The sequence below is a fragment of the Collinsella aerofaciens genome, assembly GCF_039062315.1.
In the GTDB taxonomy this organism is placed as follows: domain Bacteria; phylum Actinomycetota; class Coriobacteriia; order Coriobacteriales; family Coriobacteriaceae; genus Collinsella; species Collinsella aerofaciens_BG.
Genome location: NZ_JBCJBG010000004.1, coordinates 64,594 through 90,087, shown reverse-complemented (window position 1 = coordinate 90,087; position 25,494 = coordinate 64,594). Strand labels below are relative to the sequence as shown.

Annotated in this window: 25 protein-coding genes; 2 read left to right on the top strand and 23 right to left on the bottom strand. The window is 58.5% G+C overall.

Going from position 1 to position 25,494, the window contains the following annotated elements; genetic code table 11:
* Nucleotides 1-106: 106 nt before the first annotated feature.
* The 11 genes from ABCP74_RS03310 to purF all read right to left on the bottom strand — a co-directional run bounded on the left by ABCP74_RS03310 (nt 107) and on the right by purF (nt 10,308).
* A complete protein-coding gene (locus tag ABCP74_RS03310; protein ID WP_055251542.1) occupies nt 107-730 on the bottom strand; it encodes a cytidylate kinase-like family protein in 624 nt (207 codons plus the stop codon).
* Between the two features lie 171 nt (nt 731-901).
* A complete protein-coding gene (locus ABCP74_RS03305) occupies nt 902-1,540 on the bottom strand; it encodes an amino acid ABC transporter permease (RefSeq protein WP_055285379.1) in 639 nt (212 codons plus the stop codon).
* Between the two features lie 3 nt (nt 1,541-1,543).
* On the bottom strand, nt 1,544-2,290 hold the full coding sequence (locus tag ABCP74_RS03300; protein WP_035136546.1) for an amino acid ABC transporter permease: 747 nt from the start codon (nt 2,288-2,290) through the stop codon (nt 1,544-1,546).
* A gap of 25 nt (nt 2,291-2,315) precedes the next feature.
* Complete coding sequence (locus ABCP74_RS03295) at nt 2,316-3,191, bottom strand: transporter substrate-binding domain-containing protein (protein WP_082435536.1); 876 nt, start codon at nt 3,189-3,191, stop codon at nt 2,316-2,318.
* 8 nt (nt 3,192-3,199) lie between these two features.
* Nucleotides 3,200-3,931, bottom strand: coding sequence for an amino acid ABC transporter ATP-binding protein (locus tag ABCP74_RS03290; protein WP_022094215.1), 732 nt, complete (start codon nt 3,929-3,931; stop codon nt 3,200-3,202).
* A gap of 247 nt (nt 3,932-4,178) precedes the next feature.
* A complete protein-coding gene (locus ABCP74_RS03285; RefSeq protein WP_006235801.1) occupies nt 4,179-4,622 on the bottom strand; it encodes a GatB/YqeY domain-containing protein in 444 nt (147 codons plus the stop codon).
* Nucleotides 4,623-4,676: 54 nt separating this feature from the next.
* The gene (locus tag ABCP74_RS03280; protein ID WP_217107384.1) at nt 4,677-5,897 is read right to left on the bottom strand and encodes a peptidylprolyl isomerase; all 1,221 of its coding nucleotides are present in this window, start codon (nt 5,895-5,897) and stop codon (nt 4,677-4,679) included.
* A 170-nt stretch (nt 5,898-6,067) separates the two neighbouring features.
* Nucleotides 6,068-6,532 (bottom strand): PTS sugar transporter subunit IIA, encoded by a 465-nt coding sequence (locus ABCP74_RS03275; RefSeq protein WP_217107383.1) that lies wholly within the window; start codon nt 6,530-6,532, stop codon nt 6,068-6,070.
* 153 nt (nt 6,533-6,685) lie between these two features.
* The gene (purN, locus tag ABCP74_RS03270; RefSeq protein ID WP_217107382.1) at nt 6,686-7,387 is read right to left on the bottom strand and encodes a phosphoribosylglycinamide formyltransferase; all 702 of its coding nucleotides are present in this window, start codon (nt 7,385-7,387) and stop codon (nt 6,686-6,688) included.
* The gene (gene purM, locus ABCP74_RS03265) at nt 7,377-8,480 is read right to left on the bottom strand and encodes a phosphoribosylformylglycinamidine cyclo-ligase (RefSeq protein WP_343000747.1); all 1,104 of its coding nucleotides are present in this window, start codon (nt 8,478-8,480) and stop codon (nt 7,377-7,379) included. Before purM ends, purN begins: the two co-directional genes overlap by 11 nt.
* 157 nt (nt 8,481-8,637) lie before the next feature.
* The gene (gene purF, locus ABCP74_RS03260; RefSeq protein ID WP_343000748.1) at nt 8,638-10,308 is read right to left on the bottom strand and encodes an amidophosphoribosyltransferase; all 1,671 of its coding nucleotides are present in this window, start codon (nt 10,306-10,308) and stop codon (nt 8,638-8,640) included.
* Nucleotides 10,309-10,602: 294 nt separating this feature from the next.
* Between purF and ABCP74_RS03255 the strand changes: the two genes are divergently transcribed.
* Nucleotides 10,603-11,832 (top strand): putative ABC transporter permease, encoded by a 1,230-nt coding sequence (locus ABCP74_RS03255; protein ID WP_117634672.1) that lies wholly within the window; start codon nt 10,603-10,605, stop codon nt 11,830-11,832.
* A 90-nt stretch (nt 11,833-11,922) separates the two neighbouring features.
* Here ABCP74_RS03255 and ABCP74_RS03250 read toward each other — a convergent pair whose 3' ends face one another.
* From ABCP74_RS03250 to ABCP74_RS03225, 6 genes are all read right to left on the bottom strand, one after another.
* The gene (locus ABCP74_RS03250) at nt 11,923-12,342 is read right to left on the bottom strand and encodes a molybdenum cofactor biosynthesis protein MoaE (protein ID WP_343102191.1); all 420 of its coding nucleotides are present in this window, start codon (nt 12,340-12,342) and stop codon (nt 11,923-11,925) included.
* Between the two features lie 63 nt (nt 12,343-12,405).
* Nucleotides 12,406-13,404 (bottom strand): class B sortase, encoded by a 999-nt coding sequence (locus ABCP74_RS03245; RefSeq protein ID WP_343000750.1) that lies wholly within the window; start codon nt 13,402-13,404, stop codon nt 12,406-12,408.
* A 35-nt stretch (nt 13,405-13,439) separates the two neighbouring features.
* A complete protein-coding gene (purE, locus tag ABCP74_RS03240) occupies nt 13,440-13,904 on the bottom strand; it encodes a 5-(carboxyamino)imidazole ribonucleotide mutase (protein ID WP_055310286.1) in 465 nt (154 codons plus the stop codon).
* 336 nt (nt 13,905-14,240) lie between these two features.
* Nucleotides 14,241-14,591 carry a type II toxin-antitoxin system RelE family toxin gene (locus ABCP74_RS03235; protein ID WP_343000751.1) on the bottom strand — a complete coding sequence of 117 codons (351 nt, stop codon included), beginning with the start codon at nt 14,589-14,591 and terminating at the stop codon, nt 14,241-14,243.
* On the bottom strand, nt 14,588-14,908 hold the full coding sequence (locus tag ABCP74_RS03230; protein ID WP_195521035.1) for a type II toxin-antitoxin system prevent-host-death family antitoxin: 321 nt from the start codon (nt 14,906-14,908) through the stop codon (nt 14,588-14,590). Before ABCP74_RS03230 ends, ABCP74_RS03235 begins: the two co-directional genes overlap by 4 nt.
* Before the next feature lie 331 nt (nt 14,909-15,239).
* Nucleotides 15,240-16,307, bottom strand: a complete 1,068-nt coding sequence (locus tag ABCP74_RS03225; protein WP_217107378.1) for an alpha/beta hydrolase — start codon at nt 16,305-16,307, stop codon at nt 15,240-15,242.
* A gap of 124 nt (nt 16,308-16,431) precedes the next feature.
* Here ABCP74_RS03225 and ABCP74_RS03220 point away from each other — a divergent pair, with 124 nt between their 5' ends.
* On the top strand, nt 16,432-17,187 hold the full coding sequence (locus ABCP74_RS03220) for a GntR family transcriptional regulator (RefSeq protein ID WP_343000752.1): 756 nt from the start codon (nt 16,432-16,434) through the stop codon (nt 17,185-17,187).
* Here ABCP74_RS03220 and ABCP74_RS03215 read toward each other — a convergent pair.
* From ABCP74_RS03215 to ABCP74_RS03190, 6 genes are all read right to left on the bottom strand, one after another.
* A complete protein-coding gene (locus tag ABCP74_RS03215) occupies nt 17,184-18,044 on the bottom strand; it encodes a PTS system mannose/fructose/sorbose family transporter subunit IID (protein WP_343000753.1) in 861 nt (286 codons plus the stop codon). The genes ABCP74_RS03220 and ABCP74_RS03215 overlap by 4 nt on opposite strands.
* On the bottom strand, nt 18,028-18,804 hold the full coding sequence (locus ABCP74_RS03210) for a PTS mannose/fructose/sorbose/N-acetylgalactosamine transporter subunit IIC (RefSeq protein WP_006235817.1): 777 nt from the start codon (nt 18,802-18,804) through the stop codon (nt 18,028-18,030). The genes ABCP74_RS03215 and ABCP74_RS03210 overlap by 17 nt, the downstream gene beginning before the upstream one ends.
* A gap of 14 nt (nt 18,805-18,818) precedes the next feature.
* Nucleotides 18,819-19,295 carry a PTS sugar transporter subunit IIB gene (locus ABCP74_RS03205; protein WP_006235818.1) on the bottom strand — a complete coding sequence of 159 codons (477 nt, stop codon included), beginning with the start codon at nt 19,293-19,295 and terminating at the stop codon, nt 18,819-18,821.
* 267 nt (nt 19,296-19,562) lie between these two features.
* Nucleotides 19,563-22,877 carry a carbamoyl-phosphate synthase large subunit gene (carB, locus tag ABCP74_RS03200; RefSeq protein WP_343000754.1) on the bottom strand — a complete coding sequence of 1,105 codons (3,315 nt, stop codon included), beginning with the start codon at nt 22,875-22,877 and terminating at the stop codon, nt 19,563-19,565.
* Nucleotide 22,878: 1 nt separating this feature from the next.
* The gene (gene carA, locus ABCP74_RS03195) at nt 22,879-24,318 is read right to left on the bottom strand and encodes a glutamine-hydrolyzing carbamoyl-phosphate synthase small subunit (RefSeq protein ID WP_343000755.1); all 1,440 of its coding nucleotides are present in this window, start codon (nt 24,316-24,318) and stop codon (nt 22,879-22,881) included.
* A gap of 207 nt (nt 24,319-24,525) precedes the next feature.
* Nucleotides 24,526-25,491, bottom strand: a complete 966-nt coding sequence (locus tag ABCP74_RS03190; RefSeq protein ID WP_343000756.1) for a hypothetical protein — start codon at nt 25,489-25,491, stop codon at nt 24,526-24,528.
* Nucleotides 25,492-25,494: the final 3 nt, after the last annotated feature.

Sequence of the window (25,494 nt, the reverse complement as noted above, 5' to 3'; positions counted from 1 at the left end):
TAAACGGCAAAGTCCCTGTCGAGCACACGCTCGGCGGGGACTTTTTCTATGCCGGCCGTCCCACCACCACAAAGGTGCCTGTCCCCTTTGTGGTGGTTTTGGTCGGTTAGCCTTCGAGTTGGGCCACCTTGTAGCGGTAGGCCGCGGCGATGACGTCCTTGCAGCCTTCGCGGCCCAGCTTGGCGCGGTTGACTACGATATCCTTACCGCTCGTCATCTTCCATTTGCCGGCACTGTAGCGCTTATAGAACGCCTCGCGCGCCTTCTGCTGCTGTTTGACCAGCTTGGCGCCCTTCTTTTTGTTAAGGCCACGCTTTTTGCGCACAATCTCGACGCGGTCCTCAAAGGGGGCTGTCACCAGCACGGCAATGTGGTTGGGGTTGTTGCGCAGCAGATAATCGGACAGACGACCCTCGATAATGCAGCTCTCGGTCTCGCCCAGATCCAAAATCACCTGGCTCATCTTTTGGAACAACTTATCCGAGTACGAACGCGCATCGTAGCGGTCGGGTAGGAACGCCATGTTCTCCACGGCCAGACGCTCGTCGTAGGCGGCCATCTTATCGAGCGACTCGCCCGCGCGCAGCGATGCGCGCACCAGCAGCTCGTTATCGTACAGCGGAATCCCCAACTCGTCGGCAAGCATGCGACCAATCTCGTGGCCCTCGGCGCCAAAGTCGCGCGCGATGGTAATGACCACAGGATTCTTCTTATTCTCCAGATCGCTCATCGCGATTCCTTTCTAGCAAATGAGAAATAGGCGATTCCTGATTCCCATTTTGTCACTTACGACCGTCCTGGTTTCCCAAGTGCGGCAGATTGCCCCGAAAGAGGAGCGCCGCGTACTAAATGTACGCAAGCGACGATTGAGGGGCAAGGTGCCGTGCTTGGGGAAGCAGGACTATGCGGCCACGATGCGGCGCTGATAGGCTCGGACCAGCAGCGAGATACCAAAGTTGAGCACAAAGTACATCGCAAACACCAGGCCGTAGAGCATAAGCACCTGCGACAGATCGATCGCGTGGGCCATCACAACGTTGGCCGTGTACATGAGCTCAGCCACGTTAATGCCCGAAAGATACGAGCTGTCCTTGATGACGGTCGTGCACTGGCTAAACAGCGCCGGAATGATCGTCTTAAACGTCTGCGGCAAAATGATGTAGCGCATGGTGGCAAAGAAGCCAAAGCCCTGGCTCTGTGCCGCCTCAAACTGGCCGCGCGGAATCGAGTTAAGGCCGCCGCGCACAATCTCGGCCATAACAGCGCTGGTAAACAGCGTAAAGGCGATGGTCGAAATCACAATGTCCAAACCCTGCACCGTAAAGTAGATAAACAGGATCCACAGCAGGTTTGGCGTGCAGCGGAACAGCTCGATATAGGCGCTCACCAAAATACGGAACGGGCGGGGCGCATAGCTCTTAACGAGCGCCAGCACCGTGCCAAAGATGAGCGAGAAAAAGATCGACAGCGCCGAGATCTCGATCGTCTTAACAAAGCCGCCCCAAATGTAGAGCAGGTTGGTCGCGTTGAAGATTTCCATGCGCTAGGCCTCCTCTACGTTGTCGAGCCCCAGCTCGGCCAGGCTCACGCCGCGCGGACGCTCCTTGGAGCGGCGCTCGAGCCACTGCACCAGCATGGCGAGCGGAAAGCAGATGATGAAGTACATAAGGCAGCAGACGATATATCCCTGCAGGTAACCGTACAGACTCACAAAGTTGTCGGAACGGTACATAAGGTCGCCGCCGGCCACAAGCGCCAGCACCGACGTGTTCTTGACCAGGTTGAGCGCCTGGTTACACAGCGGCGGCAGAATGATCTTGAACGTCTGGGGCAGCACGATGTACCAGTACGCCTGCGCACGGGTGAAGCCCTGGCTCTGGGCCGCCTCCATCTGACCGCGCGGAACCGCCTCGATACCAGTGCGGATGACCTCCGAAATGTAGGCCGCGTGATACAGGCCCACGCCCAAGAAGCCCAGCACGAACGGCGCGATGCGCACCGGCTGGTCGGCACCGGTTATGGCCTGCAAAAACTGCGGACCGGCCATGTACATAAAGAGCACCTGCACGGGCAACGGGGTGTTCTGGTAAAACTCAACGTACACGCGGCTTATGGCACGCAGCACACGCGAACGGGTGGTAGAGAACACACCCAGCAGCGTGCCCAGCACCAGCGACAGCAACAGACCGGCAACGACCACCTGTAGCGTCACGCCAAAGCCCTCCCAGAAGGGCCCCATGTTTTGAAATGTCGTCGACCAACGGTCGGCGTCAAATAATCCTTCGAGCATTTGATTCCTTCCTTGGACGATGCGCCTATACAAGACCCCAGGTCTTGACCTCTTGGTCGAGCCAGCCGTCGGCCAGGCGATCGCAAATCACCTGATCGACCACGGCCGAAAGGTCGCAGCCCTTCTTGGTCGCCACGCCGTAGCCCTGTTCGCCAAACTTGACCTCGGGCTGCAGCAGCTCAACGGTCTCGTTCATGTAACCGGCCAACGTGGAGCGGTCCATGGCAAAGACGTCGATATTGCCGGCATCGAGCGAACTCTTGATGATGGGGTAGCCGCTAAAGGCCCTAAACTCGGGCTTGCAGCTAAAGCCGTTGTCCTTGATCATCTGCTCAATCAGTCCCTGCGTGGTAGCACCCTGGCTCACGCCAATGACCTTGCCGTCCAGATCCTCAATCGAGGTAAAGCCCGAACGCTTCTTGACCATGAGTCCCACGTAGTCGGTGCGGTACGGCGTCGAGAAATCCCAGCTCTTCTTGCGCTCGTCGGTGATGGTGTAGGTCGCCGCGACCACGTCAAGCTGGCCGTTATCGATCAGCGGGCCGCGCGTCTTGGGCGTTACATCGGTAAACTCGACAAGCTCCTGGGCGCGGGCCTCCTTGTAACTCACGCCAAAGACGGCAGCAGCGATCTGGTAGCACAAATCAACTTCCATGCCCTCAAAGCGGCCCTTGGCGGTGTCGTAATAGCCATAGCCGGGAACGTCCTTCTTAACGCCGGCATTCAGATGGCCACGTGACTTGATGGCCGCAAGCTTGGACCCCTTGTCGGAGCCCTCGCCGCTGGTGGAGTTGCCGCAACCGGTAAGCGCGGTCCCCGTCAGCGCAAGCATGCCGGCGCCAGCCAGCTGCAAAAAGTGACGGCGCGACACGGCCGCCCTCGTCATATCCGTCATGTCCATCACCGCGCCTAGTGCAGAATCTTGGACAGGAACTCGCGGCAGCGCGGGTTCTCGGGGTTATCGAAGAAGTGCTCGGGCGTGCCCTCCTCCAGAATGCGGCCGTCCTCCATAAAGATGACGCGGTCGGCCACCTGGCGCGCAAAGCCCATCTCATGCGTCACGCAGATCATGGTGATGTCCTCCTGCGCGAGCTCAATCATAACGTCCAGAACCTCCTGGACCATCTCGGGGTCGAGCGCCGAGGTCGGTTCGTCAAACAGGATGATGGGCTGCTTGGTGCACAGGGCACGGGCAATGGCGATGCGCTGCTGCTGACCACCCGAGAGATTCTGCGGATACTCGCCGGCCTTATGAGCCATGCCGACGCGCTTGAGCGCGGCGATGGCAATCTCGGTCGCCTCCTCCTTGCTCTTCTTTTGCAGCTTGATGGGTGCGAGCGTCAGGTTGCCGAGCACCGTCATGTTGGGATACAGGTTGAACTGCTGAAACACCATGGAACTGTACTTGCGAGCCATCTCCAGGTGATTCTTTTTGGTGAGCGGCGTGCCGTCGATGACGACCTCGCCCGACGTGGGCTCCTCCAGATAATCGACGCAACGGATGAGCGTCGACTTACCCGAACCGGAAGGCCCGATCATTACGAGCTTCTCGCCGCGCTTGACGGTGAGATTGATATCTTTGAGCACATGCAGGTCGCCAAAGTACTTGTTGAGATGCTTGATCTCGATCATGTCTGCCATGAATGTCCCTTCCCTGCGTTTACACGAGTTGAACTATTGTACGGAAAGAACCACGTTTCCGCAGCCCACACTACATTCCCGTAAAGAACCCGCAACCTTTAACCCACTCATTGGGGACAGACTTAAATGAGTACCTGCTCATTGGGCACTCATTTAAGTCTGTCCCCAATGAGCGCCCAGCCCAGCAAAAAGGGGCGCGACCATGACGGCCACGCCCCCTCAACATCAACTATGTACCGCTCGGCCCTTACGCAAGCTTTGCGCCGACGATCTTTGCCGCGGCCGGCTTGTCGAAGTTGCCGCCGGTGGCCTTGCCGAGCGCGCCCATGACCTGGCCCATCTGCTTCTTGGACGTGGCGCCCAGCTCGGCGATAACCTGCTCGATCAGGGCCTCGAGCTCCTCGCCCGAAACCTGCGCGGGCAGCAGGCTTTCCAGAATCTTGACCTGCTCGGTCAGGTTGTCGGTACGCTCCTGGTCGGTGCCGGCCTTGATGGACATCTCCAGCGTCTCGCTCGTCTGCTTGATCAGACGCTTGATCATGCTGTTGACGTCTTCCTCGGTCACATCGCGGCGCTCGTTGACCTCGATATTCTTCACCTCGGCCTTAACCTGGCGAATGATGGACAGGCGAACCTTGTCCTTGGCCTTCATGGCCGCGATCATTTCTTTCTGCAGCTCTTCGTTGGTCATCTGCAAATCCTCCTCAATAGCGTGGGCGGCACTCGCGCGAGCACCGCCCCATGATTACTCAGTCGTCGACGAATCGTCGGTCGAACTCTTGGTGACGCCCTTCAGGCTGACGTTGTATGGCACGTCCTTGGGCATGGGGTTGACGGTAATGTCGGCGTCCTTCTTGTACTGCTCCAGCCACTCGCTGTACGCGGTGCTGGCCGCCTGCGTCTTCACCACGTTGGAAACGTATTTCTTGATGGCCTTGGGCACCTGGTTGATGTCATCAACCTGATTATCGACATGGAAGTAGTCGGTGCACTTGATGACGTGGTAGCCATAGGTCGACTCGACGACTTCGCTCACGTCGCCCTTGTTGAGCCCCTCGAGCGCCGTCTGGTAGCTGTCGACGAAGGTAGTGAGCTTATCCCAACCCACATCGCCCTTCTTCTCCTTGGAGCCGGTGTCGTCGGAGTACTGCTCCACGGCATCCTCAAAGCTCAGCTCGCCGGAGTTGATCTTGTCCAGGCACTCCTGTGCCTTGGCCTTGGCAGCGGCCTTGTCCTCGTCGGAAGCATCGGAATCAACCTTGATCAGGATGTTCGACGAGCGGCGGGCATCGTTGTAGTTAGACAGGTTCTCGTTGATGTAATCGACGATCTCGCTGTCCTTGGGCTTGCTCGTGGGCGCGACGGCATCCTTGAGTTTCTGCTGCGCCAGGCTCTCCTTGAGCGAATCCTTGTAGGTGTCCTCGGTATAGCCGTAGGTCTTGAGGGTCTTCTTAAAGGCCTTGGCACCGCCCGCGCTCTTGCACGCGTCCTTCCAGGCCTTCTCGACCTCCTCGTCCGACACCGTCACGCCGTTCTCCTTCTGTGCCTGTTGAAGCAGAATCTGCTGCGTGTAGGAGTCGATAAGTTGCTTGCGGTACTTCTTGGGCGTGAGGTCGTTGTCAACCAGATACTGCGCCCAGTCCTTGTCCTTGGTGTAGCCGTAGGACGTGCGCATGCTCATGATCTGCTTGGTCACGGTGTCCTCGGTGAGGTTGGTGCCGTTGATAGTTGCAGCAACACCGCCGGTCAGCTTGTAGCCCGAGGTGTCCTCGGCCTGCGACATAAGGCCGGAGCACGCCATCGCCGAGACGGAAAGCAGCATCGCCAGCACGCCGATGACCACCAGGACGATCTTGACGGTCTTAGACACGTACGTCTTGCGCTGCTTCTTGCGAGAGCTGGAGGCAGCGCGGGCCTGCTGCTCGGGCGTCGGCGCGGCCTCGGAGTTCTTTTTCTTATTTGCCATAGTTGGCCTTTCGCATAACGAATCGAACAAACGCCATTGTGTCACAACGCAGCCCCCGCGGCACGCTTGGTGCATTGGGGACAGGTTAATTTGCACCATTTTGGTGCAAAGGGGACAGCTCTGGCAGCCGGCAGTTAGGGACAGTCCCCAAGTGCCGACTCAGCCCCACCTTAGAAGTGGCGGCGGATGGCGTCGACCATGCCCTGGGGCGTGGTCTGGCCGAGTACGTCGGCTGCGGCATCGGCGTCCATAAAGATGTTCATGAGCGCCTGCAGGGCCTCGACCTGGCCGCCCGGCTCGGCAATACCCAGATTGATGACGATCTGCGCCGGCACCGGAGCGCCCATGCCAGCCATAGCGTTAAATGTCACGGACGTGGCGGGCTTCACCACCGCGATATAGGGCTTGGCCACAAACCCCGGATCGGTATGCGGAATGGCAATGTTTGCCGCCGGCATGGCAAGACCCGTGGGATAGGCATCCTCGCGCGTGCGAACGGCGTCGAGCCAACCGTCGGCAATGTAGCCACGTGGTGCAAGCTCGCCCTCGAGCCGCGCAAACACCTCATCCGGCGTCGCACACTCCCAATCAAAAAACACCAGCTCAGGCGTAAACAGAGCTTCGTTATCCGCCATGCGCTCACCTCTCTCACCTAGTCACCTGCGACGTTCTTGAATGACTAGTCGTTAAAGACCGTCCCCGATGACTACCCAAAAACAAAAGGTGGCCACGCGCGCCTTGGCGCCAATGACCACCCTGACTACTCGGCTAAATTGTACTGTGCGCCGCTAGCCGCGAGGCGCGTCAATTGCGACCTTGCCGCTCTCCAGCACGTGGACGCGGCCGTCGGCGAGCATTTGCACGACCTCGGGATACAGCACGTGCTCAATCGCGTGGATGTGCTCCTCGAGCGTGTCGACATCCCAGCCCTCCTCAACAGCCAGCGCACGCTGGGCGATGATGGGACCGTTGTCGTAGATCTCGTTGGCAAAATGCACGGTCACGCCAGTTACCTTGACGCCGCGCGCAAAGGCGTCGCCAATCGCATGCGCACCGGTAAAGCTCGGCAGCAGCGCCGGATGCAAGTTGACCACGCGGTTGGGAAACGCCGCCAACAGAGGCGTGTGCACCATGCGCATGTAGCCGGCCATGGCCACATACTCGCAGCCGCGCTCGAGAAGCTCGTGCGCGATGATCTCGTCGGCGGCAATAGGGTCGGCATAGACATCCTTGGACAGTGTGAGCGTCTGGATGCCCGCGCGCTCAGCGCGCTGCAAACCCTTAGCCGAAGGACGGCTCGACACCACAAGCTCAATCGACGCATTGAGCTTACCAGCGGCGATCAGATCGATCAGCGCCTGCAGGTTGGTACCCGAACCGCTGATGAGCACACCGAGCTTGAGCGGCTCAGCCGTATCGGTGCCGGTCGGACGGGTGTAGGGCACAAAGCCCAGGCTCTCGGCAGCAGCCATCTGCTCGTTAGCGCTCATCGGAGTACACGACCCTACCGGAACCCTCGACGCACTCGCCCACGCGGAACGGCTTCTCGCCCAGCGCGACCAGGGCCTCGGTAACCGCGGCCTCGTCCTCGGGGGCGACGATCAGGCACAGGCCAACGCCCATGTTGAAGGTCTTGCATGCCTCGTTGGGCGCAAGCTCGGCCTGGCGCGACACGTAGGTGATGACGGGCGGAACGTCCCAGCCCATCTCGACACCGTTGCGGGTGACCACGGCGTCGACGTCGTCGGCGAGCGCGCGGTTGAGGTTCTCGGTAATACCGCCGCCAGTGATGTGGGCGATGGCGTGCACGTTGGCGCCGCCGCGCAGCAGCTCTAGAATCGGCTTGACGTAGATGCGCGTGGGGGCCAACAGGGCGTCTGCCAGCGATGCGCCGCCGAGTTCCTCGAGCGGACGGCTCAGCTCCTCGGCCTTAGCGGCGGCCCCGGGCGTGCCCGGCTTAATGCCGTCGACGCCGATGACCTTACGCACGAGCGAGTAGCCGTTGGAGTGCACGCCGGTGGAAGGCAGGCCCAGAATCACGTCGCCGGGGCGGACGTTCGCGGGGTCGAGCATCTTGGGGCGATCGACGACACCCACGGTAAAGCCGGCGAGGTCGTAGTCGGCAGGAGCCATGACGCCAGGGTGCTCGGCCATCTCGCCGCCCACGAGCGCGCAGCCCGCGAACTTGCAGCCGTCGGCCACGCCCTTAATGATCTTTGCCATGTGCTCGGCCTCGATGTGACCGATGGCAACGTAGTCCAGGAAGAACAGCGGCTCGGCGCCCGAAGCCAAAATGTCATTGACGCACATGGCGACCAGGTCCTGGCCCACCGTCTCGTGACGGTCCATGATCTGGGCGAGCACGAGCTTGGTGCCCACGCCGTCGGTGCCGCTGATCAGGATCGGATCTTCCATATCCTTAAGCGCGGCGGCCGAGAACAGGCCACCAAAGCCACCGATGCCGCCGATAACCTCGGGGCGGTTGGTGTCCTTGACCATCTGCTTAATAGCGTTGACGGCGCGGCCGCCCTCGGCGGTATCGACGCCGGCGTCCTCGTACGTCACATGCTTGCTGTCGCTCATCTGAGCCTTCCTCTCCCACTACCGTGGCGCCGCGCGGGCGCCAAACGGTGCTCATAGTTGTGTTCATTTCGGCGTGTGCCATAACAGCACACGCCGTCATATCAATAAAACAGCAGGTAAAACCTACCAAAATGAACCTGTCCCTACATGGCAGGTTTTAGGCCTCGCCGTGCTCCTCTTCCCAGCTGCGGTCGTCGTATTTCTCGACCACGGCGTCGTCGTCAAAATGCAGCGGCTTATCCAGGTTGCGGGGCTTAAAGCCCTCCATAAACTTATCGCGGCCAAAGCTCTCGGGAATCGCCACGGGGTAGCGGCCGGTAAAGCACGCATCGCAGTAACCGCCCTTGGGCACGACCTTCAGCAGGCCCTCGACCGAAAGGAAGGCCAGCGAATCGGCGCCGATGTACTCGCAAATCTCGTCGACTGTCTTGTTGGCGCTGATAAGCTGCGACTGCACGTCGGTATCGATACCGTAGAAGCACGGCCAGATGACCTCGGGCGAGTTGATGCGGATATGAATCTCCTTGGCACCGGCGTTGCGCAGCATCTTGACGAGCTGCACCATGGTGGTGCCGCGCACGATGGAGTCGTCGATGACGACCAGGCGCTTGCCCTCGATGTTGTCGCGCAGCGGGTTGAGTTTCATACGCACGCCCATGGCGCGCAACTCCTGCGTAGGCTCGATAAACGTACGGCCCACGTAGCGGTTCTTGATGAGGCCCTCGCCAAAGGGAATACCGCTCTCGTGCGAATACCCCTCCGCGGGCGGCAGGCCGGAATCGGGCACGCCGATGACCAGGTCGGCCTCGACGGGCTCCTCATGTGCCAGCTGACGGCCCATGTCGTAACGGCAGGCATAGACGCTCTTGCCGTTCATAATGGAGTCGGGGCGGGCAAAGTAGACCTGCTCAAAGATGCAGTTTGCGGGCTCTTCGGCGGCAGGCACGCCCTGCTCGGATACCAGACCCTCGGCGCTGATGCGCAAGATCTCGCCGGGACGGACGTCACGGACGTACTCGGCGCCCACGATGTCGAGTGCGCAGGTCTCGGAAGCAACGACCCAGCCGCCGGCGCGCGTGACATGGACGGCGGAGTCGACCGTCGTGGCGCCGTCTTGCGAGGGCAGCTGCGAAACGGATGCGGCATCGGCCTGGTCCAAACCCTCGTCCACCAGCTTGCCCAGCACGAGCGGGCGAATGCCGTGCGGATCGCGGAATGCGTAGAGCGCCTGTTCGTTGATAAGCGTCATGGCGTAGCCGCCGCGCACGAGCTCCATGGTCTTGCGAATGCCCTCGCGCAGATGGCCTGTACGCTGAGTAAAGTAGCCGATGAGCTTGGTCGCGACCTCGGAATCCGAATTGGAGAGGAACGGCACGCCCAGCTCGATCAGCTGGCGGCGCAGCTCGTCGGTGTTGACCAGAGTACCGTTGTGCGCGAGCGCGATAATGACGCTGTTGATGGTGGAGAGGTGCGGCTGCGAGGCTTCCCAGCTCTTGGCGCCGGCGGTGCCATAGCGCACGTGGCCCACGGCCAGCTGGCCGGAGAGCGTCGACAGGTCGGCGTTGGAGAACACGCGGTCGAGCAGCCCCAGATCCTTGCGGACCATAACCGTGCCGCCATCACCCACGGCGATTCCCGCCGATTCCTGGCCGCGATGCTGCAGCGCGCGCAGACCAAAGTACGTCAGTCGAGCCACGTCGCGATCGGGCGCCCACACACCAAAAATGCCGCATTCCTCATGCAGCTGGTCGGAGTCCGGATCATACGTCGACATGGTCTTCACCTGTCCCGCGGCGCGCTCGGCCGCGTGGATGGTTTCTTGAGACATGGCATCCCCTCAGAGCCTCGTTATTTGGCGTTACCTGCCCTATTATACGCACGGCAAGACAAGCACTCCCGCGCATGAACAGCGCTTTTTAAAAGCCCACCGAGCTTATAATCCGTTTTGCAGCCAAACATTTTATTGGGCAACCGCCTCGGGGCCGACGATCCCGCATACTTCCGTTGCGACGCGTCTCGCCCGCCGTTGGGGCTTGCATTGTTGCAATTGGGACGTTCGTCCTGTCTTTTGGCAGGTCGGCGGCGTATCCTTGTACCTACAGCAAAACGAGAAAGGTTATGTATGGATCGAAACGAACTCGACCCCAGCGTCCCCAGCGCCACGGAGGTCAAGAAGATCCCCCTCATCATTAAGGTGTACGCCGTCCTATGCATCCTGTCCGGCGTGGGCACGCTCCCTTCGGTCGGCGCCTTTATGTGGCAGGTCATCACCGCGCTCATCAACGGCAACGCCGCCGCCAAGCTCGGCGACAACACGCTCGTCGCGGTCGGCCTTATCGTCGCCGGCATCATGCTCTCGGCTGCCAGTGCCGTCATCTTGATCATCTTTGGCCTGGACCTCATCAAGAACCAGCGCCGCAATGCCGCCCGTCTGTCCTATATCCTTATCGCGTTTACCGTCGTCGAGCTTTTGGTTGACGTGATGCTCCAAGGCATCGGGCCCTTCTTGCTGCGCCCTGCCATCCAGCTCGGCATCCTCGTCGCGCTTTCGGCCACCGTCGACCCCACGCTGCGCCAGGAGCGCGAGCTGCAGCGCCGCCTGCAGGAGATGCTCGATCGCGACGCCGCCGCCGAGGGCATGCTCGGGCGCGATGAAACCGGCGAGGGCTACATCAAGCTCAACTACTTCAACCTGTTCTGGGTATTCTTTGTCTGCTGCATACTCGGCTTGATCGCCGAGGACATCTGGCACATGACGGTCGACGACCCGGGCGTCTACCAGAACCGCGCCGGCATGCTGTTTGGCCCCTTCAGCCCCATCTACGGATTTGGCGCCGTGCTCATGACCATGGTGCTCAACCGCTTCTATAAAAAGAACCCCATCATTATCTTTTTGGTGAGCGCGCTGCTCGGCGCAAGCTTTGAGGTGTTCGTGGGCTGGTTTATGCAGACCTCGTTTGGCGTGGTCTCGTGGAGCTACTCGCATATGAAGCTCTTTGGCATGCCAGATCCGCTCGCCGTCCTTACCGGCGGACGTACCTGCACAGGCTTCGCCTGCCTGTGGGGCCTGGGTGGCCTCATCTGGATCAAGCTGCTGCTGCCGAGGCTGCTCAAGCTCATCAACATGATTCCCTGGAAGAGCCGCTACTCCGCTACCGTCATCTTCACCATCATTATGCTGGTCGATGGCGTTATGACGCTGCAGTCGCTCGATTATTGGTATCAGCGCGTCAACGGCACGGAACCGGATATTCCCGTTGCGCAGTTCTACGGCAAGTACTTCGATAATGACTTTATGGAGAATCGCTTCCAGAGCATGACCATGAGCCCCAAGGATGCGACGCGCGTGTAGCGTCCACCGCGCCCAAAACGCAAAATGCCCGCCGGTATCACACGTACCGGCGGGCATTTTTATAAATGAGCCTTCTATCGACGCAAGCCTCTACGCCTCGCGCTCGACCTCACTCACGCATTCGTTCTTGATGGTGCCAACGAGCGTCTGCAGCGCATCGACCACATGCGGGCGAATGTCCCCGCCGATGAGCACGAGCATGATGTCGTCGCCTACGGCAAGCTCGCCGCTTGCCAGCCACACGCGCACATAGCCGATACCCGGCATCGCACGCGTGGCCACGATGGCGGCCTGCACCTTGCTGGCGTCGTAGCCAAACACCATGCCGCCCACCTTGTGGCCCGGCACCACGCCATCGGTCTCGACACCACGCGCCTCGGACTTGGGCGTCGCGCGCACCACACCGTTATGCGTCAGATACATACCGCACGCAGGTGCCGACGAATCGGCCTTGGCCTCACGCAGCCAAGCATCAATCGAAGGCATCGTTTTGCCATTCTCGAGCATCATTTCTCCCTTACCGTCGTCGAGTAGCCAATTTGGAACGGGGCTTTTTAGCTACTCTCGAACAACTTATTCCTCGACCGGCGTGAGCACCATGACAGCACGCGTGTTGCTCAGCGATAACGAACGACAGGTCACAAGCGTTACGACCTTGGTTGCCGAAGCAGCACGATCGGTGGCATCGCTCGCCACGGCAGAGGCACCGTCGAGCATCTCGGACAGGTAGTTCTTGAGCCCGTCGTCGCCCTCAAAATTGCGCGTGCGCGCCTTGGCATACGTGTCCTCAACAACTTTGGTCGCCAGCGGTCGCAGCTTATACGTAGCATCCCGTGTGATGTAATACACAAACTCGATGCTATCGAACGTCGCCTGATCAGTGGTGTCCGAAATCACGTTGAACATCGACCCGTCGTTCATATGGTGGCCGTAGATCGTAGTCTGCTGATCCACCATGCCGGGCGCAGTGTCCTCGTAATCCAAGAAGATGGCACCCGATGCGTTGGACGTGCCATCGAACAACGTGTTGAGGTATTTTGAGTTGTTGTTGGTCTGTACGACGGGATAGTTGATGTTGGTTCCCGGCACATAAATCCAACCCACAATCTCGGGGTTTGTCTGAGCAAGCGCATCGAAGTCGATAATCGGCACGCCGCTGGCGTCCTTATCGCTTACATATTGCTTCTCGATTTTCTGGTACGAATCGCTTGCCTGCTTATAGCCAATCTGCGCGTTGATAAAGATGGCAGCGGCGGCGACAATCAGGCCGATGCCGATGATGATGAGCAGAATGGGAATAATGGAGCGACGCTTTTTGCGCGGCGGCTCGGTGTAATCCGACGGCGCGGCATGCGATGAAGCCCGGGGCGGCTTTTTAGCGTTGCTATAAGATGAAGGTCGATATGCGGCTGGCGCGTCCTGTCGACGATGCGTCGCCGGCGTCACGGGGCGCGGCGCGCGCGGCTGCTGAGGAGAGGATGTCCGACCCTGCTGCGCCGCATGGGCAGCACCCGGCTTCGACGGATCGGGAATCTGAGAAGCCTTGAATCGTTTTCCCTGATAGTCGGACATGGCTCTCCTTATACTGCGGTGAAACGGCGGAACGCCTAGGCGTCGGCCATCTCCTGCTTCATCTTCTCGATAACCTTGCGATACTCGGGGTCGCAGGCGCCTAGAATCTGTGTAGCGTAGATGGCGGCATTCTTGGCGCCATTGATGGCAACGCAGGCCACGGGCACACCCGAAGGCATCTGCACCATCGACAGCAGCGAATCCATACCGCCCAGGTCACTTGTCTTCATAGGCACGCCGATAACCGGCAGCGGCGTAAAGGCAGCCACGACACCACCCAGGTGAGCAGCCTTGCCGGCGGCGGCGATAATCACTTTGATACCGCGATCGGCAGCAGTCGAGGCCCACTCGTGGACCTTCGCCGGCGTGCGGTGTGCGCTCGCAATGACGAGCTCATAGGGCACACCAAGCGCCTCGAGCTCGACGGTGCAGCCTTCCATAACGCCCAGATCGGACTTGGAACCCATGATGATCCCGACAACCGGCTTCTGATCTGCCATAAACAAAGACCTCCTGTTGAGAGCGGCGACGCGGCGGATCCGCGACCCTTAACTACTGAGAGTAGTATAGCTGCTCCCGTCCTTGCGGTCTGTGTGGCGCTTCGCGGGCGGGCCAGGCTTTATCTTCACTCCGGTTGCTTTGCAAAGTCGTTCAGATAAAGCCTGGCCCGCCCGCGAAGCGCCCTGCGACCTACCGGGAATTGCTATGACGTACGTTTGCTGATGAATTGGAAGGAAAGGTCAACGGAGGCTGAAGGCAATTGGTTCAGCGAAAAACCCTGACGAATCTAATTCGTCAGGGCCCCACCAACGCTCACTCGTCGTTCATCGTTAAAGCTAGATATTCTCTTCCGCCCATTTCTCGAAATCGAGTTCTCGTCTCTGAGCAGTTCGGTAGACTTCCATGTCTTCGCGAGCGCCTACCACTACGATGGCCATCTTTTCTTTAATTCTGATGAGGCGGTACACGATTCGAATGCCACTTCCCCTGAGCTTGATTTTCATAAAGCCAGTCAAATCCGTACCTGCCTTGTTTCCAAGAGGCTTGCCGAATCCGCCTTCGTTCTGCGGCAATGGGTTCGTTCTGATTTTTTCTATAGCCTTAAGGACGATCTTTCGTTGGGAGCCGTCCAGACGCTTAATATCCTTGAGAGCATCCGGGTAGAAAGCGATTTCGTACCCACTCATTCAAACTCGACCTCATCCATCTGATCGAGTTCGTCCTGGCTCACGCCCAGCTCTTCCATAACATCAGACAGGGAAACAAGCGCATCATCACTTGCCACAGCCACTCTCTTAAGTGCCAACGTTAACAAGGCGAGGTCCTCCTCCGCTTGCTTCGCTTCCCTATATTCATCGGGTGTCACAATCACAAACGCTGGCTTGTTGTGTTTGAGAACCACAACTGGATTGTCGTCCCCAACCTTCGAAAATGCAGCCGAGCCCTTACCGTGGCTGAAATCGCTAATTGGAACAAGGTTGTCGAGCATCTGCAAAGCAGGCATACATACCTCCTAAAAATGAATTCTTTTTCGAATTCATTTTATCATTCTTTTTTGCTATATTGTACCACGCAACCGAAACAACCTTTTAGGATACGAATCCGAGCTTAGAATGACTGTTGGCCCTCGCACCGCCCTTGCCTCTTTTATTACGTCAAGTGGTATACAGCGAAGCAAAATGGCGATCTAAAGTGCGCGGCACTCACCTCGCATCGCTACAAAAAACAAACTGCTCCCCACCCACTCGGGCAAGGAGCAAGCCTCATTTTTAATCAGACTGAGAACCACGAATGCAGAAACACAGGCGACTTCAGTCCCTTATCGCCGAGAGACGTTATTGTGCAGCCATTTCTTTAAGCTTCTCAGCCATCAACAAACACACGTCTTCCGATTGCGGGTACACGCCAAAATGATCGAAGAAACCATGGTCACATCCGGCATATTCGATGACCTCGACATCGATTCCTGAAGACCGTAATTTTGTAGCCCATTTTTCATCGGGGATACGAAGCGGATCGTATTCGGATGTCACGATAGTCACCGGGGGGAAATCAGTGCAGTCCTCAAGCATTAGCGCAGAAATCAACGGGTCATGAGGAGACATTTTTCCGTGCGCACAAAGTTCGACCATCGGGCCGTCCGAATCGCGAAGATGGTCGATGCGAAAACGCGCAACGTCCTCTTGATCGGCTATCGCAGGAAAATCCTCATATCCCTCGCCCTGTTCGCCCGCAAGGTCGACTTCAGGATAGATTTCGAAGGCATGGGCTACAGCTCCAGCACCCCTGAGCTGAACACACGCATTAGTAAGGCTTCCTCCCGCAGAGTCGCCGGCGACCATTATTTTATGAGGATCGATTCCGAGATCCCCGGCATGCTCGCGCACATAATCAAGAGCAAGAACGCAATCCTCGATCTGCCCGGGAAATGCCGTCTCCGGCGCCAAGCGGTATTCCGGATAAACCACCACTGCACCAGACTTTTCGGCGATGAACTCGAGCTGATGTTCAAATTGCAGAACATTCCCCGCCATAAACGCGCCGCCATGCAGGTAAACTAGCGCTGGACTTGCCTCCTTATGATTTGGTGGCGTCCAGACAAATAAATCTATATAGCGATCGGCCGCCTCCATGAGGACCTCATCGCGCTGAACCTCACCATCGAGTAGGCGGTATGTCGGCTTATCCGGGCGATGACGCATTCCAATAAGGCTCGTCCAGCTCGGAGACATGCTAACATTCCGCATCTTCTTGCGGGATACCTCGAGAATTCGTGGGTCAAGCACATGCTCTCTTTCATCATCAGGAACCGGACGAATTTGAACCTCGAGTCCCCTCTTCTCGGTTATAAACGAGCGACCGGAGATGGCGCCAATCAACGCCTCGTCGTATTGTCTGCCCATCTTAAATCCCCTCTCGGCGATAACGCCAAATCGATATTTCCATAACTTTTGAGATAACGGCTTATGATGTCCTCAGTTGTCGTATATCTATGTACTAAAGAAACTGAAGACCAAGGGGTCCACCATGCCTGCAGCAAAAGACGAGCTCACTCAGCCAGAGCTTCTCTATCAGACCGTTGAAAACGATATCCTCAAGAAAATAGTTTCTGGCGAACTCCCCGGCGGCAGTCAGATTCCCACCGAAACCGAGCTTTGCAAGCAATACAAAGTAAGCAGGATCACCGTAAGACGCGCCGTACAGAATCTCATTGACCAAAACTTGCTCTACCGCCTGCGAGGCAAGGGGACATTCGTAAACCCATCGAAGCTCATCCTGAAACGAGGAACAAGCACCATTTTCAATTTGAGCTCCGACCCCCAATACGGCGATAAAACAACCAAGTCCATCTTGGAAACAGGCTTGATCAAAGCTGATGCCCACATTGCACGGGAGCTCAAAATTGACAACGGAACCGTAGTGCAACGAGTTGCGCGCTTGGTTTATATCGAAAATGCCCCCTGCGCCATCGACACCATTTATGCAACGCAGGGCACTCTACCCGGACTACTGGAGCTTCTCACAGACAATGCCAGTCTTTTCGACCTGATCGCCAACCATTACAGCATCGCAACCGGTATTGAGAAACTCAAAATCACCGCAGGAATAGCGGGGCTCCAAGAAGCAAACCTTCTCGGTTATATCGTTGGAGCCCCCGTGAGCGTTGTCGAGCACGTCACATATGCCTGCAATGAAATGCCGCTCCACTATTCGAAAACCGTTTGGCGAGCAGACGCATCGTCCTTCGAGTTCAGCATCTCAAAAGATGGACGCCTTCTCTAGCCCAAAATCCCCAGGACGCCGAGCACAATACCCGCAGCGAGAATGCCCACAATCTGCCAAATAATTTTGACCTGTTTCTTATTGCAAAGACACATGATCCCGAACGCGCAGAGCGGCAAAAGAGCCGGGAATATCCCATCGAGCGTTTCCTGCAACTTAAACGCGGTGTCGCCGAAGTTAAGAGCGAGCGGAGTGGTAACTGCAACGGTGGTCGCCACCATTCCACCAACTACCATTAGTCCCACAATCGCCAGGCCGGACGTAACTTTGTGCATTACATCAGAATCGTTCAGCTTCGAAATCATGCCACTGCCAAGCGAATAACCATACTGAAGCCCAAACCAGCGAATCAGGATCGTTGGGACATTATAAAGAAGCAGGAACAGGATTGGGCCGAGCAGACTGCCCGAAAGGCAAAGTCCTGTCACAACGCCCGTCGCAATCATGCGAAGCGTACTGGCGATCAGTGAATCTCCAATACCGGAAAGCGGAGCCATAAGCGATGCTTTCATGGCGTTAATTGAGGCGGTGTCAAAGTCCCGATTGTTGGCGTTCTCTTCCTCCATGGAGGCCACAATGCCGGCGACCAGAGGATTAAACGTAACTTGAATATTGTAAAACTCAAGATGACGCTTATATGCCTCGATCCGGTCTTCAGGCTTATCGTATAACCGTTTGATTACCGGAATCATGTCGTAGCAGAAACCAACGTTCATTTGTCGGTCAAAGCTCCACATGATGTTGAGTGGAAAGCTGCGCCAAAATAACGCCTTTAAGTCTTTCTTGGTTATTCTCTTATCGGTCGATTTATTTGACTCCGACGAGAGCTCAAGAACATCATTAGAATTCGTTGTCATCGTCAACCTCCTTAGCGACCGCCGCACTGGCAGGCATAAAAATGTGAGCCATATTGAGAATCCCAATCAGGATCAGCGAAAACGCCACGATACCGATCGTCGGAATGTTTAGATAGGCACTCAGCAAGAAGCCTCCAAAGAATAGGAAGCTCAGCTCCTTGGTGGACAGGATTGACATAAGCTGCGCAAATCCAAGCGCGGGCAGAATACCCGTTGCGATCGTAAGCCCATTCGTAAGCCAATCAGGAATGGCGTCAATCAGTGCCTGAACAGCATCATTTCCAACGTAAAAAGCCACGCCGCAAATCAAGCCAAGCGCAATGATGTAGAGAATTCCATTGGTCCACATAGCGGCTGCAATCGTTTTGGGGTCGTCTTTTTCGGCACCACGATCAGCCCAGACAGCCATAGGAGGCGTAACAACGCTATACATAAGGCTGTCAAACATGCCGGCAAGCACCGCAGTGGGCATAGCAATAGTCAGAGCGGTCTCGGGACCCGCACCCATAGTAATCGCAAAGGCTGTTCCCAAAACTGAACCAACAATTACGTTGGGCGGCACGGCAGCACCAACCTGCCAGACCCCCATGAACGCGAGTTCGAGCTGGAAACCAACAATAACGCCAGTCGGAATATCACCCAAAAAAATACCGACGATCGCTCCGAGGACAATCGGCCGCTCGACCATCGCAGTACCGAGTAAATAATCCGATTGACCTATCGCAGCGGCAAGACCAACCAGAAAAGCCTGAAGCAGCATATTTCTCCCTCTTCCTACAAATCAAAACTTGTTACGATGCGTTTTTTCTCGCTAGCAACCTGCCTTACCTCGAACTCGATTCCATCAGCCATGGCTTTCTTAATTTCATTAATATCGGATTGGGAAAGGCGCACAGCAGGGCCAAGCTCCTTTACGCTATCCCCCAACGGTCGAGCGCCGCCTAAATTCACAGACGTTATTTTTGGACACGCACGCGCAACTTCACAGGCGTCATGTACATTTCCCGCAACAACAATTAGCTCGTATTTATCCACCGCGCTTCCGTTAAGGGCCACGATGGAATCTTCTACACTTTTGACAACCAATTTGGCATCAGCGGGTTTTGCAATTCGCAGCGCTTGAATTCGCTCTTTGCTTGCGGCGTACTCATCTGAAACCACAAGAATAGCGTTTGCTTCAAGCGTTGGATACCAAGAGAACACGGTCTGCCCATGCACTAACCGGCTATCGACGCGACACAGTTTAATCATTTTGCCCCTTTCTCGACTTGAACACAGACAATCATCCTTGACTGCTAATGGCATATTACGTCATATGACGTAATATGCCATTACATAATATCTTGAACGGTTGAATATCGCCGCTAAATGGTATTTATCTCTAAAAACAGGAGGTGCAATCCGTCTAGACACAGTGCGTCGGGGCGAGAGGGGCCGAGTTTCCTCCTGAGCGACTCTGCTTGCAGCCGGAGCGAAAGGGGGAAACTCGGCCCCTCCCGCCCCGGCCGGCCAGGTCAACTACACCGTGTACTGCGGCAGGTCCTGCAGGGCGATGACGTCCATGCCCATGTCGTTGGCGCTGCCGTGACCCTGCTGGTCCTCGCGCACGGCCTCGATGGCACTCACGTACGTGTTGGCGGCAGACATCGCCGTCACGCAGGTCACACCGCGGCGTACGGCCTCGGTACGTAGCAGGTAGCCATCGCCACGCGAACCCGGGCCGTACGGCGTGTTGATGATTACCGCAATCTTGCCATCGGCGATGAGGTCGCCGATGTTGGGGCGCCCGCCGTCGTGCGGGCCGCTAATCTTCTCCACGACCTCGCAGGTCACGTTGCCGCCACGCAGCACGCGCGCCGTACCCTCGGTGGAGCAGATATCAAAGCCCAGGTAGCGAAGGATACGCGCAACCGAAAGGATATGACGCTTGTCGCGGTCGCACACGCTGATGAACACCTTGCCGGCGCTCGGGTCGGGCAGCTTGTAGTCAATCGCCAGCTGCGTCTTGGCGTATGCCTCGGGATAGCTCTTGGCGATACCCATGACCTCGCCCGTCGACTTCATCTCGGGCCCCAGGATAACGTCGGCACCGGGGAAACGACCCCAGGGCATAACGGCTTCCTTCATGCAGAACCAATCGAGCTGACGCTCGCCGCTCGGCAGGCCCAGGCTTGCGATGGAATCGCCCGCCATGATACGCGCCGCGCACTTGGCCAGCGGCACGCCGGTGGCCTTGGAGATAAACGGCACGGTACGGCTGGCACGCGGGTTGGCCTCGATCACGTAGACGGTCTCGCCCTTAATGGCGTACTGCACGTTGACCAGGCCGCGTACGCCCAGCGCCATCGCGATGCGGCGCGTGGTCTCGCGAAGCTTTGCCTGCAGACTCTCGCTAAAGCTGAACGGCGGGATGCAGGTCGCAGAGTCGCCGGAGTGAATACCGGCCTCCTCGATATGCTCCAGAATGCCGCCGATGTAGACCTCTTCGCCATCGCACAGGGCGTCGACATCGGACTCGATCGCACCCTCCAAGAAGCGATCCAGATACACCGGGTAGTCGGGGCTAATGCGCGCAGCCTCGGCCATGTAATCGCGCAGATGCTCGGCATCGTAGGCGATCATCATGCCGCGGCCGCCCAGCACGTAGCTCGGACGCACCAGCAGCGGGTAGCCGATGTGTGTGGCAACGGCCTCGGCCTCCTCAAACGAGGTGGCCTGGCCCGCCGGCGGATACATAATGCCCAGCTTGTCGAGCAGGGCGGCAAAGCGCTCGCGGTCCTCGGCAAAGTCGATGGCATCGGGCTTGGTGCCCATGATGTTCACGCCGCTCTCCTCGAGCATGCGCGCCAGCTTAAGCGGGGTCTGGCCGCCGAGCGTCACCACGACGCCATCGGGGCGCTCAACGTCGATAACGTCCATGACGTCCTCGTAGGTGAGCGGCTCAAAGTACAGGCGGTCGGACGTGTCATAGTCGGTCGAGACGGTCTCGGGATTGCAGTTGACCATGATGGTCTCGAAGCCGCGGGCCGCCAGCGCGTAGCTCGCGTGCACGCAGCAGTAATCGAACTCGATACCCTGTCCAATGCGGTTGGGGCCGGCGCCCAGGATCATCGCCTTGGGCTTGTCCGCCGGCATGGTCTCGTCGGGAGCCACGCACTTCTTGGCATCCGGGCTCGTGCGGTAGATGTTCTCGTACGTCTTGTAGTGGTACTCCGTGGCGCTCGAGAACTCCGCAGCACAGGTATCGACCGTCTTCATGCTAGGAACCACGCCCAGACCCTTGCGATAGGCGCGCACAAAGCGCTCGTCCGAGCCGGTCAGCGCGGCGATCTCGGCGTCGCTCGTGCCGTACTGCTTGAGCAGACGCATCGCGTCGGCGTCGATATCCTCCACACGCAGGCCGCGGATGCTCTCCTGGACCTGCACCATGTCGTTGATACGGTTGAGGTACCACGGATCGATACCGCAGATGGCATGGATGCGAGCGATGTCCCAGCCACGGCGCAGAGCCTCGACCACAAAGAAGATGCGATGCTCGGTCGGGGTTGCCACGGCCTGAGCAAGCTCGTCGTCGCTCAGCTTATCGGCACCCTCTTTGCCACCGGCGCAAATGCCCTGGTGGCCATCCTCCAGCGAGCGCATAGCCTTGCCAAAGGCCTCCTCAAAGGTGCGGCCGATCGCCATGATCTCGCCCACGGCCTTCATACGCGTGGTGAGCGTGGGGTCGGTACCCTTGAACTTCTCGAAGGCAAAGCGCGGCACCTTGACCACACAGTAGTCGATCGTGGGCTCAAAGCAGGCGGGCGTTGCCTTGGTGATGTCGTTGACGATCTCGTCGAGCGTGTAGCCCACGGCCAGGCGAGCGGCGGCCTTGGCGATGGGGAAGCCCGTGGCCTTGGAGGCCAGTGCGGACGAACGGCTCACGCGCGGGTTCATCTCGATGACGATCAGGCGGCCGGTGTTGGGGTTCACGGCAAACTGCACGTTGGAGCCACCGGTCTCGACGCCGATCTTCTCCAGAATGGCGAGCGAGGCCACGCGCATGCGCTGATACTCAAGGTCGGAGAGTGTCTGCGCCGGCGCCACGGTGATGGAGTCGCCGGTATGCACGCCCATGGGGTCGAGGTTCTCGATGGAGCACACGATGATGCCGTTGCCGGCGTGGTCACGCATGACCTCCATCTCATACTCTTTCCAGCCCTCGATGGACTCCTCGACCAGCACCTCGTGGGCAGGCGAGAGCTCCAGGCCCTGGCTCACGATGGAGACGAGCTCCTCGTGGGTGTGCGCGATGCCGCCGCCGGCGCCACCGAGGGTAAAGCTCGGACGCAGCACGCAGGGATAGCCCACGCGCTCGGCGATGGCCTCGGCGTCAGCCACGCTGTAGGCATAGCCCGAGCGCGCGACCTCCAGGCCGATCTCGGCCATGGCCTCGTTAAAGAGCTTGCGGTCCTCGCCGCGCTCGATGGCGGCCAGGTCGCAACCGATCATCTCGACGCCGTACTTGTCGAGCGTGCCGTCCTTTGCCAGCTCGACGGCGGCGTTCAGACCGGTCTGGCCGCCCAGCGTGGGCAGCAGCGCGTCCGGGCGCTCTTTCTTGATTACGCGCTCGATAAACTCGGCGGTGATGGGCTCGACATAGGTGCGGTCGGCAAGACCCGGGTCGGTCATGATGGTCGCCGGGTTGGAATTGACCAGGATAACCTCAAAGCCATCTTCCTTGAGCACCTTGCAGGCCTGGGCGCCGGAGTAATCGAACTCGCAAGCCTGACCAATGACGATGGGGCCCGAACCAATGACGAGGATGCGCTTGATGTCAGTACGTTTCGGCATGTTAGTTCTCCTCGGTCTCGGTCGCGGCGGTCTCGGCGAAATTCCAGCCAGCCAGGCGGTCCTTCGCGGTGTCGATGTCCAGGTAGTTCTCCTCGCCGTCCATGAGTCGCGTAAAGGCGGTAAAGAGATAGTGGGCATCGGTGGGGCCAGGCGAGGCCTCGGGGTGGTACTGGACCGAGAAGCACGGGGCGTCGAGCAGCTGGATGCCCTCGGCGGTGCCGTCGTTGAGGTTCACGTGCGTCAGGCGAATGCGGCCGAAGCGCTCGTTCATCACGACCGGCGCGATTCCGCGGCGCACCCAGACGCGCAGATCTCCATCGGCCGCATGCTCGGTCTCGCCGCCGGAAAGCTCGGGGACAAGCTTGCCCAAGCTGGGGAACAGCAGGCCAAAGCCATGGTTTTGCGCGGTGATCTCCACGCGACGGCTTACCAGGTTCATGACCGGCTGGTTGCCACCGCGGTGACCGAACTTAAGCTTTTCCATCTGGGCGCCGCAGGCCAGACTGATCATCTGATGACCCAGGCAAATGCCAAAGACCGGCACCTTGCCGATCAGCTGCTGCACCTGCTCGTAGGTCTCCACCACGGCATCGGGGTCGCCGGGGCCGTTGGACAAAAAGACACCGTCGGGATTCATGTCGAGCACCTCACTCGCGGGCGTATCCCACGGCACGACGGTAAGGTCGCAGCCGGCGCGGACGAGGCCTTCCAGAATGCCGCGCTTGACGCCGCAGTCGTAGGCGACCACCTTGTGACGGGCAGGAGCGGCAGCCGCAAGTGCAAAGTCATGCGTGGCAGGCAGGTCGACGGCGGCAAACTCGTGAGGCGCGGGGCAACTCACGGTCTTGACCAGATTCTCGCCTACCAGCGTGGGCGCTGCGGCCAGACGCTCGGCAAGCTCGTCGATGTCGAAGATCTCGGTCGAGATAATGCCCATCTTGGAACCATTGTCGCGCAGATGGCGCACCAGAGCGCGGGTGTCGACACCCTCGATAGCGACGATGCCGTGAGCGCACAGGTACTCCGGCACGCTGACGGCCGAGCGCCAGTTAGAAGGCGTGGCGCACATGTCGCGAACAATCATGCCGCGCATAGCCGGAGCGCTCGCGGGGCGCACGGCGTCGCCGGGGAAGGCCGACTGGACGTCGGTCTCGTCGATACCGTAGTTGCCGATCTGCGGATAGGTCATGGTTACGATTTGGCCGGCATAACTCGGGTCGGTCATGACCTCAAAGTAGCCCTCGAGCGAGGTGTTGAAGCAGACTTCGCCGGTCGCGGTGCCCTCGGCGCCGCATGCACGTCCATAAAAAATGGTCCCATCCTCAAGATACAGGATGCAGGGACCGCAGGTGCCCTTGCTGGTTTTGGCCAGCATACGCTGGCAAAGTTCGCTGGGCGCGAAGGTGCGGGCGGCAGTGCCCGCGGTATGGTTGTTCGCCATAATTCTCCTTCCCGGTCTCACAGGACCGGCTTAAAGGTGTGTAGTTAGGCCTCGCGGTATTGTAACCGCAAGCATGCCTCATGGCGTTAATTTCATCGAAATGTTTACGAAATGATAATTATGACTTTCTATGCATAATGATTTTTTAATCCCCGTCCCAGAAAAATCATCCCGCGGGGCTTGTGGCTCACACGGGATGATGGCGTCTTACTTTTTCTTGTCCTGCTCCAGCAGTTCGGACGGCGTTCGGTCGGGCTTACCGCCGCGGAAAATCTCGCGGCCATGCAGACGATGCTCCAGGTCACGTTCGGCCTTTTCCTCGTCAATCTTGGTCTGGCTCACCACCGGGTCCTCAATCAACGACGACACCGAGTTCACCTGCTTCTGAATGCGCTCGGCGATGGTGTCATCCATACTCACGATGCGCATCTTCCAGTCGATATTCGTGGCGTTGGATGAGCTCTTGGTCCACACGAACGTCAGGATGGCGCTCTGGTGGCCGTGGGCGGGAAACATGCCAAAGAAGGAATCGTGCTGAATATTGCTATCCTCGTCGATATAGGCGTGAACGTTATACACCACGCGGTCGATCTTATCGTTGAGCAACGCGTTGGTCGCAAGCGCCGCGGCCTGAATCTGCCCGTTGGACAGCAGCTCGAGCTCGTTGGCAGACGATGTGTCCAACACCGTCACCTCGACCGTGCCCGTACGCTCATCGGCTTCATCGACGGTAAAGTCGAGCGGGAACTGCGTAAAGCCATTGCCCCACTCAAGGCCGCCCTTCAGCGCCGTCGAAACGGTATCGACCGAAACGCTCTCGGACAAGTTGGCGGTGTTCAGACGACGCATCACGCCGTAGCCAATCTGCATGCCCACGATCAGCACCAAAATACCAATGACCACGGCCATCGCGGTCTTCGTAATGGTATGGCTCACCTGCGAGCCCGAAGGATCGTCCTCGGACAGCGGGTCGATATGTTTTGCCTGGCTCGCGCGGTCTTCGCTGCGCAACTGCGCTAGCGCCGCTTTGTCACCGCGCTTGGCCGCTGCCTCCTTCTCACGCATGCGCTCGGTTCGCTTTTTAGCAAGCGTGGGATCCAAGACACCGGATGCATCGATTTCGGAGAATAACTCCGTCACTTCTTCCGGAGTCAAAGGGTTTTTGTCAGCCATAAA

Bases quoted from the DNA above. Each gene is read 5' to 3' on its own strand.
- ABCP74_RS03210 (WP_006235817.1), bottom strand. From the start codon at position 18,804: ATGCTGCTTCAGGCTTTTCTGGTTGGTCTTGCCGCTGCGATAGGTCAA.
- purN (WP_217107382.1), bottom strand. From the start codon at position 7,387: ATGAGCGCTAACGAGCAGATGGCTGCTGCCGAGAGCCTGGGCTTTGTG.
- ABCP74_RS03215 (WP_343000753.1), bottom strand. From the start codon at position 18,044: ATGACAACGAATTCTAATGATGTTCTTGAGCTCTCGTCGGAGTCAAAT.
- ABCP74_RS03300 (WP_035136546.1), bottom strand. From the start codon at position 2,290: ATGCTCGAAGGATTATTTGACGCCGACCGTTGGTCGACGACATTTCAA.
- ABCP74_RS03230 (WP_195521035.1), bottom strand. From the start codon at position 14,908: ATGCCTGCTTTGCAGATGCTCGACAACCTTGTTCCAATTAGCGATTTC.
- carA (WP_343000755.1), bottom strand. From the start codon at position 24,318: ATGGCGAACAACCATACCGCGGGCACTGCCGCCCGCACCTTCGCGCCC.
- ABCP74_RS03285 (WP_006235801.1), bottom strand. From the start codon at position 4,622: ATGACCAACGAAGAGCTGCAGAAAGAAATGATCGCGGCCATGAAGGCC.
- ABCP74_RS03290 (WP_022094215.1), bottom strand. From the start codon at position 3,931: ATGGCAGACATGATCGAGATCAAGCATCTCAACAAGTACTTTGGCGAC.
- ABCP74_RS03205 (WP_006235818.1), bottom strand. From the start codon at position 19,295: ATGATTAAACTGTGTCGCGTCGATAGCCGGTTAGTGCATGGGCAGACC.
- ABCP74_RS03310 (WP_055251542.1), bottom strand. From the start codon at position 730: ATGAGCGATCTGGAGAATAAGAAGAATCCTGTGGTCATTACCATCGCG.
- ABCP74_RS03225 (WP_217107378.1), bottom strand. From the start codon at position 16,307: ATGGGCAGACAATACGACGAGGCGTTGATTGGCGCCATCTCCGGTCGC.
- ABCP74_RS03245 (WP_343000750.1), bottom strand. From the start codon at position 13,404: ATGTCCGACTATCAGGGAAAACGATTCAAGGCTTCTCAGATTCCCGAT.
- purE (WP_055310286.1), bottom strand. From the start codon at position 13,904: ATGGCAGATCAGAAGCCGGTTGTCGGGATCATCATGGGTTCCAAGTCC.
- ABCP74_RS03220 (WP_343000752.1), top strand. From the start codon at position 16,432: ATGCCTGCAGCAAAAGACGAGCTCACTCAGCCAGAGCTTCTCTATCAG.
- ABCP74_RS03275 (WP_217107383.1), bottom strand. From the start codon at position 6,532: ATGGCGGATAACGAAGCTCTGTTTACGCCTGAGCTGGTGTTTTTTGAT.
- ABCP74_RS03255 (WP_117634672.1), top strand. From the start codon at position 10,603: ATGGATCGAAACGAACTCGACCCCAGCGTCCCCAGCGCCACGGAGGTC.
- carB (WP_343000754.1), bottom strand. From the start codon at position 22,877: ATGCCGAAACGTACTGACATCAAGCGCATCCTCGTCATTGGTTCGGGC.
- ABCP74_RS03190 (WP_343000756.1), bottom strand. From the start codon at position 25,491: ATGGCTGACAAAAACCCTTTGACTCCGGAAGAAGTGACGGAGTTATTC.
- ABCP74_RS03250 (WP_343102191.1), bottom strand. From the start codon at position 12,342: ATGATGCTCGAGAATGGCAAAACGATGCCTTCGATTGATGCTTGGCTG.
- ABCP74_RS03305 (WP_055285379.1), bottom strand. From the start codon at position 1,540: ATGGAAATCTTCAACGCGACCAACCTGCTCTACATTTGGGGCGGCTTT.
- ABCP74_RS03295 (WP_082435536.1), bottom strand. From the start codon at position 3,191: ATGGACATGACGGATATGACGAGGGCGGCCGTGTCGCGCCGTCACTTT.
- purM (WP_343000747.1), bottom strand. From the start codon at position 8,480: ATGAGCGACAGCAAGCATGTGACGTACGAGGACGCCGGCGTCGATACC.
- purF (WP_343000748.1), bottom strand. From the start codon at position 10,308: ATGTCTCAAGAAACCATCCACGCGGCCGAGCGCGCCGCGGGACAGGTG.
- ABCP74_RS03235 (WP_343000751.1), bottom strand. From the start codon at position 14,591: ATGAGTGGGTACGAAATCGCTTTCTACCCGGATGCTCTCAAGGATATT.
- ABCP74_RS03280 (WP_217107384.1), bottom strand. From the start codon at position 5,897: ATGGCAAATAAGAAAAAGAACTCCGAGGCCGCGCCGACGCCCGAGCAG.